The sequence below is a fragment of the Sinorhizobium psoraleae genome (genome assembly GCF_013283645.1).
In the GTDB taxonomy this organism is placed as follows: domain Bacteria; phylum Pseudomonadota; class Alphaproteobacteria; order Rhizobiales; family Rhizobiaceae; genus Sinorhizobium; species Sinorhizobium psoraleae.
The window spans coordinates 905,145-920,626 of the sequence record NZ_JABEKV010000004.1; the positions used below are offsets into that span (position 1 = coordinate 905,145).

The 15,482-nt window shown below is 61.7% G+C and carries 12 protein-coding genes; 6 read left to right on the forward strand and 6 right to left on the reverse strand.

Annotation, left to right across the window (positions count from 1 at the left end; translation table 11 throughout):
• Position 1: 1 nt before the first annotated feature.
• From ILFOPFJJ_RS25335 to ILFOPFJJ_RS25345, 3 genes are read left to right on the forward strand one after another with little or no spacing between them, the layout of a single operon-like run.
• A complete protein-coding gene (locus ILFOPFJJ_RS25335) occupies positions 2-709 on the forward strand; it encodes an XdhC family protein (protein ID WP_173513280.1) in 708 nt (235 codons plus the stop codon).
• Positions 706-2,322 (forward strand): NTP transferase domain-containing protein, encoded by a 1,617-nt coding sequence (locus ILFOPFJJ_RS25340; RefSeq protein WP_173513281.1) that lies wholly within the window; start codon positions 706-708, stop codon positions 2,320-2,322. The genes ILFOPFJJ_RS25335 and ILFOPFJJ_RS25340 overlap by 4 nt, the downstream gene beginning before the upstream one ends.
• 3 nt (positions 2,323-2,325) lie before the next feature.
• A complete protein-coding gene (locus ILFOPFJJ_RS25345) occupies positions 2,326-2,643 on the forward strand; it encodes a TfoX/Sxy family protein (protein ID WP_173513282.1) in 318 nt (105 codons plus the stop codon).
• Between the two features lie 85 nt (positions 2,644-2,728).
• On the opposite strand, the gene ILFOPFJJ_RS25350 is transcribed toward ILFOPFJJ_RS25345, so the two are convergent.
• The 5 genes from ILFOPFJJ_RS25350 to ILFOPFJJ_RS25370 all read right to left on the reverse strand — a co-directional run bounded on the left by ILFOPFJJ_RS25350 (position 2,729) and on the right by ILFOPFJJ_RS25370 (position 7,696).
• Positions 2,729-3,136: an NUDIX hydrolase gene (locus ILFOPFJJ_RS25350; RefSeq protein ID WP_173513283.1), complete on the reverse strand. Its 408-nt coding sequence runs from the start codon at positions 3,134-3,136 to the stop codon at positions 2,729-2,731.
• 11 nt (positions 3,137-3,147) lie between these two features.
• Positions 3,148-4,665: a DEAD/DEAH box helicase gene (locus tag ILFOPFJJ_RS25355; RefSeq protein ID WP_173513284.1), complete on the reverse strand. Its 1,518-nt coding sequence runs from the start codon at positions 4,663-4,665 to the stop codon at positions 3,148-3,150.
• A gap of 197 nt (positions 4,666-4,862) precedes the next feature.
• Entirely contained in the window at positions 4,863-6,188 is a 1,326-nt protein-coding gene (locus tag ILFOPFJJ_RS25360; RefSeq protein WP_173513285.1) for a M23 family metallopeptidase, read from the reverse strand.
• Positions 6,189-6,281: 93 nt separating this feature from the next.
• On the reverse strand, positions 6,282-7,109 hold the full coding sequence (locus tag ILFOPFJJ_RS25365; protein WP_173513286.1) for a ferritin-like domain-containing protein: 828 nt from the start codon (positions 7,107-7,109) through the stop codon (positions 6,282-6,284).
• Positions 7,110-7,228: 119 nt separating this feature from the next.
• Entirely contained in the window at positions 7,229-7,696 is a 468-nt protein-coding gene (locus ILFOPFJJ_RS25370) for a peroxiredoxin (RefSeq protein ID WP_173513287.1), read from the reverse strand.
• A 311-nt stretch (positions 7,697-8,007) separates the two neighbouring features.
• Here ILFOPFJJ_RS25370 and ILFOPFJJ_RS25375 point away from each other — a divergent pair, with 311 nt between their 5' ends.
• Entirely contained in the window at positions 8,008-11,394 is a 3,387-nt protein-coding gene (locus ILFOPFJJ_RS25375) for a YhdP family protein (protein ID WP_173513288.1), read from the forward strand.
• A 129-nt stretch (positions 11,395-11,523) separates the two neighbouring features.
• On the opposite strand, the gene tyrS is transcribed toward ILFOPFJJ_RS25375, so the two are convergent.
• Positions 11,524-12,774 (reverse strand): tyrosine--tRNA ligase, encoded by a 1,251-nt coding sequence (gene tyrS, locus ILFOPFJJ_RS25380; RefSeq protein WP_173513289.1) that lies wholly within the window; start codon positions 12,772-12,774, stop codon positions 11,524-11,526.
• 170 nt (positions 12,775-12,944) lie between these two features.
• Here tyrS and ILFOPFJJ_RS25385 point away from each other — a divergent pair, with 170 nt between their 5' ends.
• Together ILFOPFJJ_RS25385 and ILFOPFJJ_RS25390 are read left to right on the forward strand one after the other, a co-directional pair.
• On the forward strand, positions 12,945-14,099 hold the full coding sequence (locus ILFOPFJJ_RS25385) for an anhydro-N-acetylmuramic acid kinase (RefSeq protein ID WP_173513290.1): 1,155 nt from the start codon (positions 12,945-12,947) through the stop codon (positions 14,097-14,099).
• Between the two features lie 148 nt (positions 14,100-14,247).
• A complete protein-coding gene (locus ILFOPFJJ_RS25390) occupies positions 14,248-15,447 on the forward strand; it encodes a GGDEF domain-containing protein (protein WP_173513291.1) in 1,200 nt (399 codons plus the stop codon).
• Positions 15,448-15,482 lie beyond the last annotated feature (35 nt).

The window sequence follows — 15,482 nt, forward strand, 5'->3', positions numbered from 1 at the left end:
GATGGAACGCTCAACCCTTCAGGCAATCAATGCGGCGCGGGCCGCGCGACGGGCGGCTGTCGTCGTCACCGATCTTTCGGACGGCACGAGTCAGGTCTTTCCGGAAGGAGCCAAATTCCCGCCGGAATGGGACAGCGTGATCGTGCAAGCGTTGCGTTCGGGGCGCGCGGGCGTTACGGCGGTGGAAGAACGATCGCTGTTTATCAATGTTCATCTGCCGCCGCCGCGCATCGTCGCCATCGGCGCCGTTCATATCTCTCAAGCACTTGCCGGTCTGGCTGCAGTTGCCGGATTCGACATGGTGATCATAGATCCCCGTACGGCGTTTGCGACGACGGAGCGCTTCGGTAACGTCGAACTCCTGGCTGAGTGGCCGGAAGACATTCTGTCTTCAAGGCCACTCGACCGCTACACGGCGCTTGCCGCGCTCACCCATGATCCGAAGATCGACGATTATCCCATCCGGGCGGCCTTGGAGGCGGGTTGCTTCTATGTGGGATCGCTCGGCAGCCGCAAGACCCACGCAACGCGCGTCGAAAGATTGACGCAAGCTGGCGTGCCCGCGGAGGCCATTGGTCGTATCAAAGCCCCGATCGGCCTTGATATCGGTGCGGCGAGCCCTGCCGAAATCGCTGTCGCCGTCCTGGCCGAGATCATCGAAGCCTTGCGCCGCCGTGATCCGGCTGGCCGGGCAGGAGGTGCAAGATGAAGTTCGGTCCGGTGCGGCTTGCCGATGCCAAGGGCGCTGTTCTTGCGCATGCGATGAAAACCGAAACGCTGAGACTGTCGAAAGGCCATCGCCTGGGCCAAGCGGACATCGCGGCGCTTGCCGAAGCCGATATGAAAGAGGTCATTGTTGCCCGGCTCGATGCGGACGACCTGCTCGAAGACGAGGCGGCTGCGCGGATCGCCGCAGCGATCGCTCCCGACCACCTGCGCTTTTCGCAAGCGGCGACGGGGCGGGTGAATATTCACGCCACCATTTCCGGTCTTTTCGTGGCAAATCGCGCCATCGTCGACCGACTGAACCGGATCGATCCGGCGATCACGCTCGCCTGCCTCGCCGATCACACGGCGGTCGCATCGGGCGACATGGTTGCGACGATCAAGATCATCCCGCTGGCGGTGCCAGAGCACTTCGTCGCGCAAGCCGAGGACATGCTGCGGGCCGAACCGGCCTTCGAGGTCAAACCCTTTGCACCGCGTCGGGCGGCACTGATTGCAACCGAGTTGCCGTCGCTCAAGCGCCAGGTCATGGACAAGACCCAGGCCGTTCTCGCCGCTCGACTCTCGCGCTCCGGGAGCCATCTCGTCGCTGAATGTCGTGTGGCGCATTCGGAGGGCGCCGTCGCTGCTGCCATAGCCGATCTAAAGTCGACTCATGATCTGATCATCGTTTTCGGCGCGTCTGCAGTCGCCGACCCGGACGACGTGATTCCGTCAGCGATCCGCCAAGCAGGTGGCGTCGTCGAACATGTCGGAATGCCGGTCGATCCTGGCAACCTTCTCGTTCTGGGCCGAATCGGCGAAATTCCCATTGTCGGGGCGCCAGGTTGCGCACGCAGTCCCAAAGAGAACGGCTTCGACTGGGTTCTCGACCGGCTGCTTGCCGGCGAATGGCCGAACTCGCAGGACATAACCGGCCTCGGTGTCGGCGGCTTGCTGAAGGAAATTCCGACGCGGCCGCAGCCACGGGAGCTAAGCATCAGCCCACCGCGTGGTCCGGCACGGATCGTGGTTCTGGCTGCGGGCCGGGCAAGCAGGATGGGTGTCAGCGGCGGACACAAGCTGCTGGCCGAATTCGACGGGGTTCCACTGGTGCGGCGCTCCGTGGAAACGGCGATGGCGGCCGATGCCGGGAAGGTCGTCGTCGTAACCGGATACCGCGAAGCGGATATTCGCGCTGCACTCGACGGCCTGTCCGTTACGCTTGTCTCCAATCCGGACTACTCCGTCGGCATGGCCTCGTCGCTGGTCGCCGGCGTGACTGCGCTTGGAACAGAGGCCGGCGGCGTTCTCGTGATGCTGGCCGACATGCCGGGCGTGACTGCCGATCATCTGTGCAAGATGATCGAAGTCTTCGACAACGAAGGGAGGCAAGCGGTCGTCCGTGCAGTTTCGGAAGGCCAGCGCGGCAATCCGGTCATTTTGCCGAGAGAGACATTCGCCGCAGTCAGGCAACTCGTCGGCGACGTCGGAGCACGGCATATCGTCGAGCGGTGCGGGCTTCCGGTCGTCGATGTCGAACTCGGCGAAGCGGCGCGCATTGATCTCGACACACCGGAAGCGATTATCGCCGCAGGTGGGGTTCTGAAGGAGTGAAGGATGGATAACGCGGCGATCGAGGAGATGTTCGAAACATTGGGGCCGGTCACGATCCGCCGCATGTTCGGTGGCAAGGGCATCTATTTCGAAGGTGTGATCTTCGCGCTCGAGGTCGATGGCGAAATCCTTCTGAAGGGCGACGCCGAATCAGCGCCGGAATTCGAGCGGGCGGGCAGCCGCCAATGGGCTTACGACGGTAAGGGGAAAACGGTGAAGATGCCCTATTGGAGCATTCCCGATGCGGCGCTGGATGATCCGGACGAGATGGCCCGCTGGGTGAGAATCGCTTACGCGGCGGCACTCAGGTCGAAGAAATAGGACATGACGCGGGCAACATAGATCATTTCATTGTTGAACCAATGAAATGATCCAACGCTTTGAAACTACATTTCCTGGAATTGCTCTAGCCGAGGGCCCGAACGGCATCGGCTGCGAAACGCGACAGCGGCTGGGGTAGGGCGGAAAGATCGAACCAGCCGATGTCGGAGAGCTTGTCCGGTTCGGTGAGATGTGGTTCGCCGGAAAAATCTTCCGTCACGTAGATGAGCGAAATCCAGTGCTGCTGGTCCGCTTCAATCACCTGCTCGCTGATGCAGAGAAAGCGGGTCGAGTGGATCGAAAGGCCGCTTTCCTCTTCCGCCTCCCGGCGCGCCGCACTTTCGGCGCGCTCCATATGGTCGACCTTGCCACCGACGATGTTCCAGTGGCCGGCCTCGGGCGCCTTGAGCCGCCGGCAAAGAAGGATCTTGCCGTCGCGTAGAATCGCGAGACCGCAGCCAACACCGGGGAAATCGACGCCGGGAAGAGCCATGAGGCCGAAGGTCAGGCCTTACCGGCGATCAGCATGAAGGCCGGGATATCGTCCCCGAAACCGATCGGCGTCGGGCCGTCGTCGTGATCGCGGCGATGCCGGTTGCGGCGGTCGCGATTGTCGTCGTTGGCGGCATTCTGCGCGCGCCCCGGCCGATCGTTGCGGCCATTGTGACCGTTGTGACCGCGCCCATTATCTGCATTGCGTTCCGGTTTCACTGCTTCCGCCCTTTCTGCAACTGGTTCGAGTTCAGCCGCACTATCGGCATGGGCGGTATCGGATCTATGTTCGGAACGGCCCCTGCCGGAACGTTCCACATCTTTTTTGCGATCCTTGTGGCGATCACGGCCGCGATCCTTGCGGCCGGTATCATGGCTTTCCATTGGTTCCGGAAGCTCGGAAAGGTCGCCGTTCAGCCATTCGACCTTCTGGCCGATCAGCTTCTCGATGGCGTCGGCGAACTTGGTGTCGCGTTTCGTGACGAGCGTGAAGGAGGCGCCGGAACGGCCCGCTCGGCCGGTGCGACCGATGCGGTGAACATAATCTTCCGCGTGAATCGGGACGTCGAAATTGAACACATGGCTGACGTCCGGAATATCCAGCCCACGAGCCGCCACATCCGAAGCGACGAGCAGCTTGATGTTGCCGTCCTTGAAATTGGCGAGCATCGCCATGCGCGAGCGCTGATCCATATCACCGTGCAGCGCGCCGACGGAGAAGCCATGGCGGTCGAGCGAACGGAAGAGATCGGCAACATCCTTCTTGCGGTTGCAGAAGATGATCGCGTTCTTCAATTCGTCCTGGGCCCGGATCAGGTCGCGCAACACGGCACGCTTTTCATAATCCTTGGCGTGCGCGGCGACGAACCGCTGGGTAACGGTGGTCGCAGTCGAGGAGCGGCGAGCCACTTCCACACGCTCCGGGTTCTGCAGGAAGCGATCTGCAAGCTTCTGGATTTCAGGCGGCATCGTCGCCGAGAAGAACAGCGTCTGGCGGGTAAAGGGAATAAGCTTCGCGATGCGCTCGATGTCCGGAATGAAGCCCATGTCGAGCATCCGGTCCGCCTCGTCGATGACGAGGATCTCGACGCCTGACATCAAAAGCTTGCCACGCTCGAAATGGTCGAGCAGACGGCCGGGAGTGCAGATCAGAACATCGGCTCCGCGCTCGAGCTTGCGGTCCTGTTCGTCAAAGGAAACGCCGCCGATCAAAAGCGCGATGTTGAGCTTGTGGTTCTTGCCGTATTTGTCGAAGTTTTCCGCGACCTGCGCGGCGAGTTCACGCGTCGGTTCGAGGATCAGCGTGCGTGGCATCCGGGCGCGGGCGCGACCCTTTTCCAGAAGCGTCAGCATCGGCAGAACGAAGGAAGCCGTCTTGCCGGTTCCGGTCTGTGCAATGCCCAGAATGTCGCGACGCTGCAGCGCTGGAGGGATGGCGCCAGCCTGGATCGGTGTCGGAATTGTGTAGCCCGCATCGGTAACTGCGGAGAGAACTTTTTGGCTCAGGCCAAGGTCAGCAAAATTGGTCAAAGGGGAAACTGTTTCCGTTCCGGTTCAATAGAACACTAATCGATCGATGGAAAACGCGCCATCACGTGGCGGCGCTCTTAAGCCGAAAGGCGCCGAAAGTCAAGAAATCCAGCACGTTGAAGTAGCGAAAGGTAAACGGGCGCGAATCTGCGCGTTTCTTGTCAAGCGGGAGGAGACAATGCTCGTCCTTGCTAGCATCAAGTCAGATAGCCAGCAAGCTTCGTGCCGGCACTGAGAAAACGCATTGGATCGACGGCCTGATCGTTCAAGCGGACTTCGTAATGCAGATGCGGACCCGTCGAGCGTCCGGTGCTTCCGGATTTGGCAATGACGTCATCCGCACGCACATGGTCGCCGACATTGACCAGGATCACCGACAGGTGGGCGTAGCGGGTGACGACGCCGTTACCGTGTTCGATCTCGACCATGTTGCCATATCCGCCCGTCGTGCCAGCGACAGTGACGGTCCCAGCGGCGGCAGTGCGGATGCGCGTCCCGGTCGATACTCGAAAATCGATGCCGGCGTGCAGCGCCAGCCGCCCGAGAAAGGGATCCAGCCGATTGCCGAAATTGCTGGTGATATCGCTGGCGGGCGCCGGATTTGCGAGCGGCAGTTTCCTGGCGGCTTCGCGGGTCCTCTCCAGTTCCAGAAGCGCGCTATCGAGTGCGGCAAGCGATTTCCCGAACGGCTCGTCGTTCTGCGGTTCGACGAAAGGGCCGCCGATCGCGGTTCGATCGATCCCGCTCGCGGAAGCAGCTGTCGTGCCGGCCGGCAGCGCGACGCCGGTGCGCTCGACGATCGTCCTGATGGCTTCGGACGCCCGGGCCGCGTCGCTTCTCAGGCGCTCCATGCGCACCATGTGATCCCGTTCAACATCTTTCAGCGAAAGCGTGACCTTGGAAAAGATCCGGTCCGCCCGGTCCGAGACTGTTTCCTTGTCTCGGCTTTCAGGCAGGAGGGGCGCATAGGTGAGGGCAGCAAGACGCATCGGCGTTGCGTTGGCCTCTCCGCGCATCCCCATGATTTCCTCGATTGCCTCGACACCGCCATGCGCATCTGCAGGCTTCTCGTAGGCGAGTGGTTCGACCACCGGGGGCACGTCAGCGCCGAGACCTTCGGAAGCATCGGCACTTCTTGCCAGAGCACCGAGCCTGTCTCTGCGCGACCAAAGGGCCGACTGTTGCTGCAGGAGTTTCTCGACTTTTTCCTCGACGACCTGCTGGTCCAGCAACTGCCGACTCGTCACCCGGTCCACCTGCGCCCGGAGCGCCGTGATTCGGTCTTCGTACTCGTGCTGCATACGAGCCTGCCGAGCGATCGTGCCGCCGATCAGGTCGTCGCGCAGAACCAGATAGGTGGTGGCCGCCAGATATCCGATGCCGAAAACCCCGACAACGGATGTGACAAGCGCCGCCATCCAGGGGCGAACGGTCATATGCCGCACCTTGTCGCCGCTCGCCAGAATCAGCACGTGGCTTCGCCTGCTTTTTCCGAAGGCACGACTTGCCGGACGAACAGACACCACATCACCCCCACCAGGTGCGAATTGCTTCGCATTGCTTGAGGGTGATTACACTTTATTAGGGTTAACAAATCATTGAGCGAAGCGTCTGGATCAGATGTTCGTAGACGATGTCATCGACCGGTAGAAGGACGGCGTCAGACCGGCCTCTGCGCGCGCGACATCGTTGAACGGAGCCTTCAGCGGGCCGCGAAAGTTCGCACGCACGAGTGCCTGGAACGTTGCGGCGGGATCCTTCCTTTGCCGGGCGCAAAGGAAGCGGAACCATTTGGCGCCGACTGCAACGTGACCCTTCTCATCCTCGTAGATAACATCAAGAACGGCAGCACTCTCGTGATCGCCGGTTTCCCGCATTTTCGCCTGTAAAGCCGGCGTGACGTCGAGACCGCGCGCCTCGAGTATGAGCGGCACGACCGCAAGGCGTGCGGTCAGGTCGTTGCGCGTATCGTGTGCGGCCTGCCACAGGCCGTCATGCGCGGGCAGATCGCCATAGTCCGCACCAAGGTCGTTCAGCCTCTGCCGCACCATGCGAAAATGTTTCGCCTCCTCGAAGGCGACCTGCATCCATCCGTCGAAGAAGGAATTGGGCACAGGTTCGGAAGCAAAGCGGGCGACGATATCGAGCGCCAGATCGACGGCGTTCAATTCGATATGGGCGATGGCATGCAGCAGGGCGATGCGCCCCTTCAACGAACCGAGCGAACGCCGCTTGACCTGCGTCGGGGGCGTCAGCAAGGGCCTGTCCGGACGTCCGGGCCGCTCGGGAACAGGACGATCTCGCGGCGAGCGCAACGACAGCTTTCTCGCCTGCCAACGTCGAGCCGCCTGCTGCGCAAGCTCGGTCTTGAGACCGAGGTCTGACGCGCGGATCGCCTCGACGGCAGCGCCCCGCAGGCTATGGAATTGCGGAAGGTCGGTCATCCGTCGCTCCTCATACTCCATGTTTCCTTAAATCGGAGCCGACTTGAGGATAAAACATGTAGCAATTCAAAGTGCTACAGCGAGTTTTGTGCGTCTGAGAAGACGCACGGCGCAATAGTTCAAAGCGCCTTTGCGGCAGCCAGAACCTCGCTCGCATGACCCGCAACCCTGACCTTTTCCCAGACCTGGTTGATCGTCCCGTCCGGATTTATCAGGAATGTCGTACGTTCGACGCCCATGTATTTGCGCCCGTAGAGGCTCTTCTCCACCCAGACGCCATAGGCATTGACGACGTTCTTTTCTTCGTCCGCCGCCAGCGTGACGGTCAGATTGTGTTTCTTGGCGAAGCGATCGTGCTGCTTGACCGAATCGGGCGAAAGCCCGATCAGAGCGACACCCGCCGCCGCGAATTCGTCTGCGAGGCCGGAGAAGGAAATCGCTTCCTCGGTACAGGCCTTGGTGTCGTCCTTGGGATAGAAAAAGAGCACCACCGGCTTTCCGCGAAGAGACGAGAGCGAGATCGAACCGCCGCCGTCGCGAGGAAGCTCAAAATCCGGGGCGACATCACCTGGTCCCAATCGTGCCATGATTTAACCTTTCTTACGCCAAGTTTTGTGGACATTCGGCAGGTAGGGCATATCGAAAATCGACGACCGCCGTCCAGCGGATTTGTGATAGATTTGACACGTGCCGGACGGGCTTCGTGGCTAAGCCGGTGTTCCGTCGTGTTAAATGGGGCGATGGCGGGCCTTTCCACAGCATCGGCAGGGTCGCGTGGTGACTTGGCTCCGCGAATTGTGATCTACATGGGCGAAGAAGAGGTCCGGCCCTTGGGCGCGGCGACTGACCTTACAGGGAAAAATAAAATGCCGCACTTAGGTGGAGGGCGCCCGCACCGATGAGCGAGATCCGCGGCGAAAGGGTTTGCTTTCGCAAGGAAGACATCATCGCGCTGCACGAGCTGCCTTCGGCGCAAGCCCATGAACCGGTTATCGTGCATGCGCCTCAACCGGGCGGCGCCTTGCGTCTTCTCGGTAAGATCGTACTGTGCTGCTCGCTTCTCACTTTTGTCGTCGTAGCATCGCTCATCGCCGTCATCGAAGGCGGCCTGGTCGACGGGCCGCTTAACGCGCGGGCGCGCACCGCGTTGAATGCAGCCCTCGGCGAGAACTACAATGCCGATGTCGAGAGCACCGTTATCCGGATGACGAGTGGCGGCGCGCTCGCCTTGAAGGCGCGCGGGGTCACGCTCAAGGAAAGCGGGTCGGGCCGCCACCTCGCCAGACTGGGCGCAATCTCGATAGCGCTCGATCCCTTCGCGCTGATGACCGGACGCATCGCGGTGTCGCGCCTCGAGGCGGAAGAAGGCCAGCTCGATACGGGCCTGTTGCCACGCGGCGAACCGATCGATCTCACCACGATCCGGATCGCCGATGTCGGCGATGCACTCGAGGAGTTGTTCGCGCAGGTCGACCGCATGTCGCGACTGACCGCGGGCAGGGCGACGCAAACCGTGCTGCTGTCCGATTTCAGCCTGTCGGTCACGGGAGCGCGTGGTCGCGTCGTTCCCGTCGAGGTGAAAACATTGGAGTTTACCCACGACCCCGACAGTTCCATGCGCGTTGATGGAACCATCGCGATCGACGGAGTAGACGCCCAATTGACCGCCAAGGCGCTCGGAGCGAATGGTCGCATCGGCGGCTTCGAGGGGACCGTCAGCGCTCTGCCGCTCTCTCCCTTTCTCCATCACGGCAGATCTGCGAACGAAGAGGCCTTCGGCATCGAGGCGTCGGCGGATGTCAGCCTGAAAGCCACGCGCGCGGCTGATGGTCAGAAGCCGGAATTGGAAGTCGGCGTCAGGACATCGCAAGGTTCGTTCCATGCCGGTGGCCTTGTTTCCGTTCTCAATCCGTCCGAACTGAATGTCTCCTATGACTTTGGCCGCGCCTCGGTCGAAATATTGCCGTCCGTCGTCAAGATCGGACGCTCGAGCTTTCCTTTTACCGGTGCCCTGATCGATCTCGACAAGGTTGCCGAGGCCAGCCAAAAGGGGTTCGCGGTCGACCTTCTCTTGAGGAATGCGAGTACGGACCCCGAAGACATCCAGGAGCACCCCCTTGCCTTCGACGCCAAGGCAAGCGGACGGTTCGAGGCTGGCAGCCACCGGCTGATTTTCGACCAGCTGGCGATTTCAAGCCCGCTCGGCTCCATGGCAGGTTCGCTTTCCCTCGCCTTCGGCAAGACGTCGCCGCAAATCAGCTTCGTCGCACTCAGCGATCAGATGCATTCCACCGCCGTCAAGCAGCTGTGGCCCTGGTGGCTCGCCAAGGGAGCAAGACGATGGGCACTCGGCAATCTCTTCGGCGGCACGGTGACCGACGCACGCATCGAGGTTTCGATACCGGAGGGGAGGATCGCCAACAGTAAGGGCGATCTAAGGCTCAACGAGGATGAGCTCAACATCAACTTCGCAATCGACGACTCGCGTATCAACATAGCCGGCGACATCCCGCCGCTTCGCGACACTTCGGGGCATTTCACGCTCAGCGGCGAGCGCGTAGTCGTGGACGTCAAGCAGGGCGCCGCCTATTTTCCGTCCGGTCGCTCGGTCGCCTTGAATGGCGGCGACTTCATCATTCCCGACGTCTACGCGAAGCCGCTGATGGCGGAAATGAAAATCGAGGTCGGCGGACAGGCCGACGCGATTGCCGAGCTTGTCGCCTACAAGCCGATCCGCGCGCTTCAGAAGACTCCTTTCGTGCCGGAGGATTTCACGGGGCCGATGACGGCCTTGGTCGGCGCCCGGTTCGGCCTGATATCGGATCAGAGGCCGCCATCGCCGCTCTGGCAGGCCGAGATGCAGCTTCAGGACGTGACGATCAACCGGCCCGTCTCCGGCCGTTCCATCGCCAATCTGGCGGGAACGATGCGGATCGACAACGCTCAGGCGGTTCTTCAGGCGGATGCCTTGATCGACGGTTCCAAGATGCGGATCGCCCTGACCGAACCGGTGGACAGCAAGGCGAACGTGAAGCGGACGCGCGAAATCTCCGGAACGCTCGACGACGCCGCCCGGCGGAAGATCGCTCCGGCCTTGTCCGGCATCGTCAGCGGGCCGGTCGGTGTCGACGTTTCGCTGGCGGAAGACGGCAGTCAATCCGTCAAGGCGGACCTCGGCAAGGCTTCGCTGTCGCTGCCGTGGATCGGCTGGAGCAAGGGAGCCGGCATCCCCGCAAAGACGCAATTCACGATCAAGGCAACCGATGGCGTGACGGAGATCGGCGATTTCGACATCGCCGGCGATGGGTTCGGCGCCGCCGGTAACCTGCGTGTTGATGAAGCAGGCCTTGCGTCAGCTCAGTTGAGCGGTGTGCGCCTTGCGAACGGAGACAATTTCGCCGTCACCATCGATCGGAGCAAGGGCGGTTACACCATTGGCCTGACCGGTGCGGCAGCGGATATCAGGCCGGCGCTGCTTCGAGCCAAGGCAGGATCCGGTTCTGCCGACAGCGGCAATATCAAGGTCAAGGCCCGGCTTGACCGGGTCACGGGCTTCAACGGCGAAGTCTTGTCCAATGTGAATTTCGTCTATTCCACCCGCGGGCAACAGATCGAAGACATCGACTTGTCGGCCTTGACCGGGAGCGGGCAGGCGGTGGTGGCCAAGACCGCCAAATCAGGCCCCGACAATATACTGGAGCTGACAACCGGCGACGCGGGGGCGCTGGCGCGCTTTGCCGATATCTATCGCAACATGCGCGGCGGCCTGATGAACCTGAGGCTGCGCGACCGTGGCGCACGTTCCTGGCGCGGCGCCGTTGATGTGCGGAAGTTCTCGCTGGTCGGCGAACAGCGGCTGCAATCGATGGTCTCGACGCCGGCCGGACAGGATGGCCGCAGTCTCAGTCAGGCAGTTCGGCGCGATATCGACGTGAGCACGGCGCGGTTCGAGCGCGGCTTCGCTCAACTCTTCCTGGATCAGGGCACGATCCACGTCGAAAGCGGTGTCCTGCGTGGTGTCGATGTCGGTGCGACATTCCAGGGAACCGTCCGCGATGCGCGGGACCGGATGGACATGACGGGTACATTCATGCCCGCCTACGGGCTGAACCGGCTGTTCGGCGAGCTGCCGCTGATCGGCGTCCTGCTCGGCAACGGCCGCGATCGCGGCCTGCTCGGCATCACCTTCAAGCTGACCGGGCAATTCACGCAACCGCAGCTTACGATCAATCCGTTGTCGATCATCGCGCCCGGCGTCTTCCGCAACATCTTCGAGTTCCAGTGAGGAAGCCGGCCGGGATCACGGTGCTCTTGCCCGAAGCAATCCGAAGCATCCAATAGGCAAAACGCAAGTGGGATGGGAGCGGCGCTTCCCATCACACTCAAGAAGGTTTTGGCGTCACCCCGATGCGGCTCAGGCCGGCCGCACGAGGATGTGCTTTTTCTTGCCGAGCGACAGCTTGATGACGCCGCCGGCGATGTCGTCATAGGAAATGACCCGACGTTCGTCACTGATCGCTTCGTCGTTGATTCTCACAGCACCGCCCTGGACGTGGCGCCGGGCTTCGCCGTTCGAGCCCGCAAGGCCGGCGCGCACGATGAGCGTCAGCAACCCGACGCCGGCCTCGAGTTCGGGTGCGGGGACTTCGATCGACGGAAGGTTCTCGGCAAGGGCGCCTTCCTCGAAGGTCTTACGCGCCGTTTCGGCTGCCTGCTCGGCGGCCGCCCGCCCATGCAGCATGGCGGTGATTTCCGTCGCGAGAATCTTCTTGACCTCGTTGACCTCGGAACCGCCGAGCTCCGCGAGACGGCCGATCTCCGGCATGGGCAAGGTCGTGTAGAGCTTCAGGAAGCGCACGACGTCCGCATCCTCGGTATTGCGCCAGTACTGCCAGAAATCGTAGGCGCCGAGCATATCTGGGTTGAGCCAGACGGCGCCGCTCAACGACTTGCCCATTTTGGCGCCGGACGCGGTTGTCAGAAGCGGCGAGGTGAGGGCGTAGAGCTGCGGCGTGCCCATGCGGTGGCCGAGATCGATGCCGTTGACGATGTTGCCCCATTGGTCCGAGCCGCCCATCTGCAGCCGGCATCCAGTCCGCTTGTGAAGCTCCACGAAGTCATAGGCTTGCAGGATCATGTAGTTGAATTCGAGAAACGACAGCGACTGTTCGCGATCGAGCCGCATCTTGACGCTGTCGAACGAAAGCATGCGGTTCACCGAGAAGTGGCGGCCGACATCACGCAGGAATTCGAGGTAGTTGATGCCAAGCAGCCAGTCCGCATTGTTGATCATCAACGCGTCCTTCGGACCATCACCGTATTTCAGGTAATTGGAGAAGACCGTCTTGATGCTAGCGATGTTGGCCGCAATCGTCTCGGGCGTCATCAGTTGCCGCGCCTCGTCCTTGAAGGATGGATCACCGACCATGCCGGTGCCGCCGCCCATCAGCGAGATCGGCCGGTGCCCGGTCGCCTGCAGCCAATGAAGCATCATGATCTGGATCAGACCGCCTGCGTGAAGGCTCGGCGCTGTGGGATCGAAGCCGATATAGGCAGTCACGGTTTCCGTACGGAACAGTTGGTCGAGCCCGGCATCATCGGAGGTCTGATGGATGAAACCGCGCTCGCTGAGCGTATGGAGGAAATCGGACTTGAACTCGGACATGACCTGTTTCTTTCGGCTGGGTAGGACGTCTGCGGGCGGCGTTTATCATTGTTTTATCGAAAGTGCACGTTTTTGGTTGGCGGGCATTTTGTTATGAACGCAGTGGCGGAACGAGGAATAGTGCCTGTTTTCTGCCGGCATCGATCAGGCAACCGCCGCGGAGGAAATCAATGGGAAAGCTCTTGACGGCAATTGGCCTGATGAGCGGCACGAGCATGGACGGCATCGACGTTGCGCTGCTCCGGACCGACGGTGAGAGTGTCGTGCAGCGCGGCCCCTCGGCCGGATACGCCTACGACGCGCGTTTTCGGGCACGCCTGAAGCAGGGACTCGATGAGGCGAAATCGATCGCCATGCGGGTGGAAAGGCCGGGGACGCTCGCCCAACTGGAACGCGACCTGACACTGCGCCACGCGGAGGCGGTCAGAACATTCCTGCATGAAAACAACCTCTTGCCGGAAGACATTGATGTAATTGGTTTCCACGGCCAGACGGTCCTGCACCGCCCCGACGAAGGGTTGACAGTGCAGATCGGCGATGGAGACTTGCTGGCGCGTGAAACACAAATCGACGTCGTCTACGACATGCGGGCCAACGACATGGTGCATGGCGGCCAGGGGGCGCCGCTCATTCCGGCCTACCACGCCGCATTGGCGCGCGGCTTGTCGGAGCGGCAAGAGGTCGGCGCGCCCGTCGTCTTCGTCAATATCGGCGGTATCTCCAACATCACTTTCATCGGTACCGATGGACGAATCGTCGCCTACGACAGCGGCCCCGGCAACACGCTGATCGACCAGTGGGTCGAGGCCCATGCAGGCATTCCTTATGACCAGGGCGGAATGATCGCGAGCGAAGGTGCCGTGCTCGTGGAACTTGCCGAGCGTTATCTTTCCCATCCCTTTTTCACGGCACAGAAACGCCGCTCGCTCGATCGAAACGACTTTGCGCCGCCCTCGGGCGCGGACGCAAGCCTGGAAGACGGCGCTCGCACACTCGCCCACGTGACCGCCGCGGCCATTCTGAGATCGGCCGCACATCTTCCCGAGGCGCCGGCGACCTATGTCGTCTGTGGCGGCGGCCGCCTCAACCCGATCATTATGAAGGATCTGACGAACCTTGCCGATACGGCGCATGCCCGGGTGCTTGCCGCTGAAGCGCTGGAATTGAACGGCGATTCGATGGAAGCCGAGGCTTGGGCTTATCTGGCCGTGAGATCGTTGCGCGGGTTGCCGTTGACCTATCCCGGAACGACGGGCGTCGATCGCCCCGTGAGTGGTGGTCGATTGGCGTCAAAGGTGATCGATGCCGACGCAGAGCAAGGGTGAAGGTACATCGAACGGCCACAACGACCGCTTCACACCTTTCCTTGTTCTGCTCTAATTATTTCTTCGTACACCGCCAGTAGGATACCTTTGGTGTGTGAGATTTGTGCGGATCCGTGATTCGCAATCGGAACTGTTCGGAAGCTATCGAATGGGTGGTGCGATTTCCCTTCTGGCGGTGAATTTCATCGTCGCCCAGATATTCGTGGTCGCATTTCTCATCATTGCGGCAAAGAGCCGCTCGGGCCGGCCGGCGATCTGGATAGCCGCCTGTTTCGCTATCGCCTCCTTGTCGGCGGTGTTTGAAGCCGTTCTGCCCTTCAGCCCGTTTCCCCGCATACTCGCGATCAGCGCTTTCGCCAGCGTCCTCGGCGGCTTCTGCCTGCTTCGCGTCGGACTCGGCCTGTTTTATCAGGTGCCGGTCAGGCCTGCGGCGCTGGCTGCTTTCTTCATCGCTTCGGTCATCGTCGATCTCCTGATCTACGACCTTCCGCGCGGCACCTTGGAGCACGCCTTTTTCTACCAGATGCCTTTCTTCTTCATTCAGGCGTGGTCCGCCTCGGCGATCGTCCGCTCGCGGCGGCGAACCTATGCAGACCGGATCCTGCTTGGGCTCCTGGCTTTGAGCGCAGCCTACTATCTCGTGAAGATCTACGCGGCGATTGCGGCAGGCGCCGGAAGAACGGCAGCCGATTATCTCACCAGCCCGTTCGCGCTGATCTCGCAGGCGCTCGGCGCCATGCTGATCGTCGGAACCGGTCTCGCGATGCTTGGCGTCATGGTCAAGGACATCATCGACGACGCTCGGGCCAGCTCCGAAATCGATGCCCTCTCCGGCCTCTACAATCGCCGGGGCTTCATGGAGCGTCTCGGTCCCATGCTGGAAAGGCGCGGTGCGGCCCATCCCGGCGCGCTCATCCTTACCGACCTCGATCATTTCAAGCGGGTGAATGACACCTACGGCCACCACACCGGAGACGAGGTGATCCGGCGATTTTCCCGCCTGCTTCTCGATCTGATGCCGAGCCGCGCCGTTGCCGGGCGTCTCGGAGGCGAGGAGTTTGCAGTGTTTCTTCCGCTGACGGGCCTCTCGGATGCACGTGTCCTTGCCCACGGAATCTGCGCGGCGATTGCATCGATGCGGATCGAGGGCCTGGCTGAAACGGTGACAGTCTCCGCCAGCTTCGGCGTCACGGCGGTTGCCGTAGGCGAGCCGCTCGAATTGGCCATGCAACGGGCGGACAAGGCTCTCTATGCCGCCAAGGCCGCAGGACGGAACAGGGTGGAGTCCGCCGAAACGCCGGCACATGTGGTGTCGCCCGCGGTCCCCCACTGGGTTGGCCGGAGCTAGACGCTACGCATTCTCAGCGATCCTCGCCCGCCGTA

Excerpts from the sequence above, each read along its gene's own strand:
- ILFOPFJJ_RS25345 (WP_173513282.1), top strand. The coding sequence starts at position 2,326 with ATGGATAACGCGGCGATCGAGGAGATGTTCGAAACATTGGGGCCGGTC.
- tyrS (WP_173513289.1), bottom strand. The coding sequence starts at position 12,774 with ATGTCCGAGTTCAAGTCCGATTTCCTCCATACGCTCAGCGAGCGCGGT.
- ILFOPFJJ_RS25350 (WP_173513283.1), bottom strand. The coding sequence starts at position 3,136 with ATGGCTCTTCCCGGCGTCGATTTCCCCGGTGTTGGCTGCGGTCTCGCG.
- ILFOPFJJ_RS25365 (WP_173513286.1), bottom strand. The coding sequence starts at position 7,109 with ATGACCGACCTTCCGCAATTCCATAGCCTGCGGGGCGCTGCCGTCGAG.
- ILFOPFJJ_RS25370 (WP_173513287.1), bottom strand. The coding sequence starts at position 7,696 with ATGGCACGATTGGGACCAGGTGATGTCGCCCCGGATTTTGAGCTTCCT.
- ILFOPFJJ_RS25340 (WP_173513281.1), top strand. The coding sequence starts at position 706 with ATGAAGTTCGGTCCGGTGCGGCTTGCCGATGCCAAGGGCGCTGTTCTT.
- ILFOPFJJ_RS25375 (WP_173513288.1), top strand. The coding sequence starts at position 8,008 with ATGAGCGAGATCCGCGGCGAAAGGGTTTGCTTTCGCAAGGAAGACATC.
- ILFOPFJJ_RS25385 (WP_173513290.1), top strand. The coding sequence starts at position 12,945 with ATGGGAAAGCTCTTGACGGCAATTGGCCTGATGAGCGGCACGAGCATG.
- ILFOPFJJ_RS25335 (WP_173513280.1), top strand. The coding sequence starts at position 2 with ATGGAACGCTCAACCCTTCAGGCAATCAATGCGGCGCGGGCCGCGCGA.
- ILFOPFJJ_RS25390 (WP_173513291.1), top strand. The coding sequence starts at position 14,248 with ATGGGTGGTGCGATTTCCCTTCTGGCGGTGAATTTCATCGTCGCCCAG.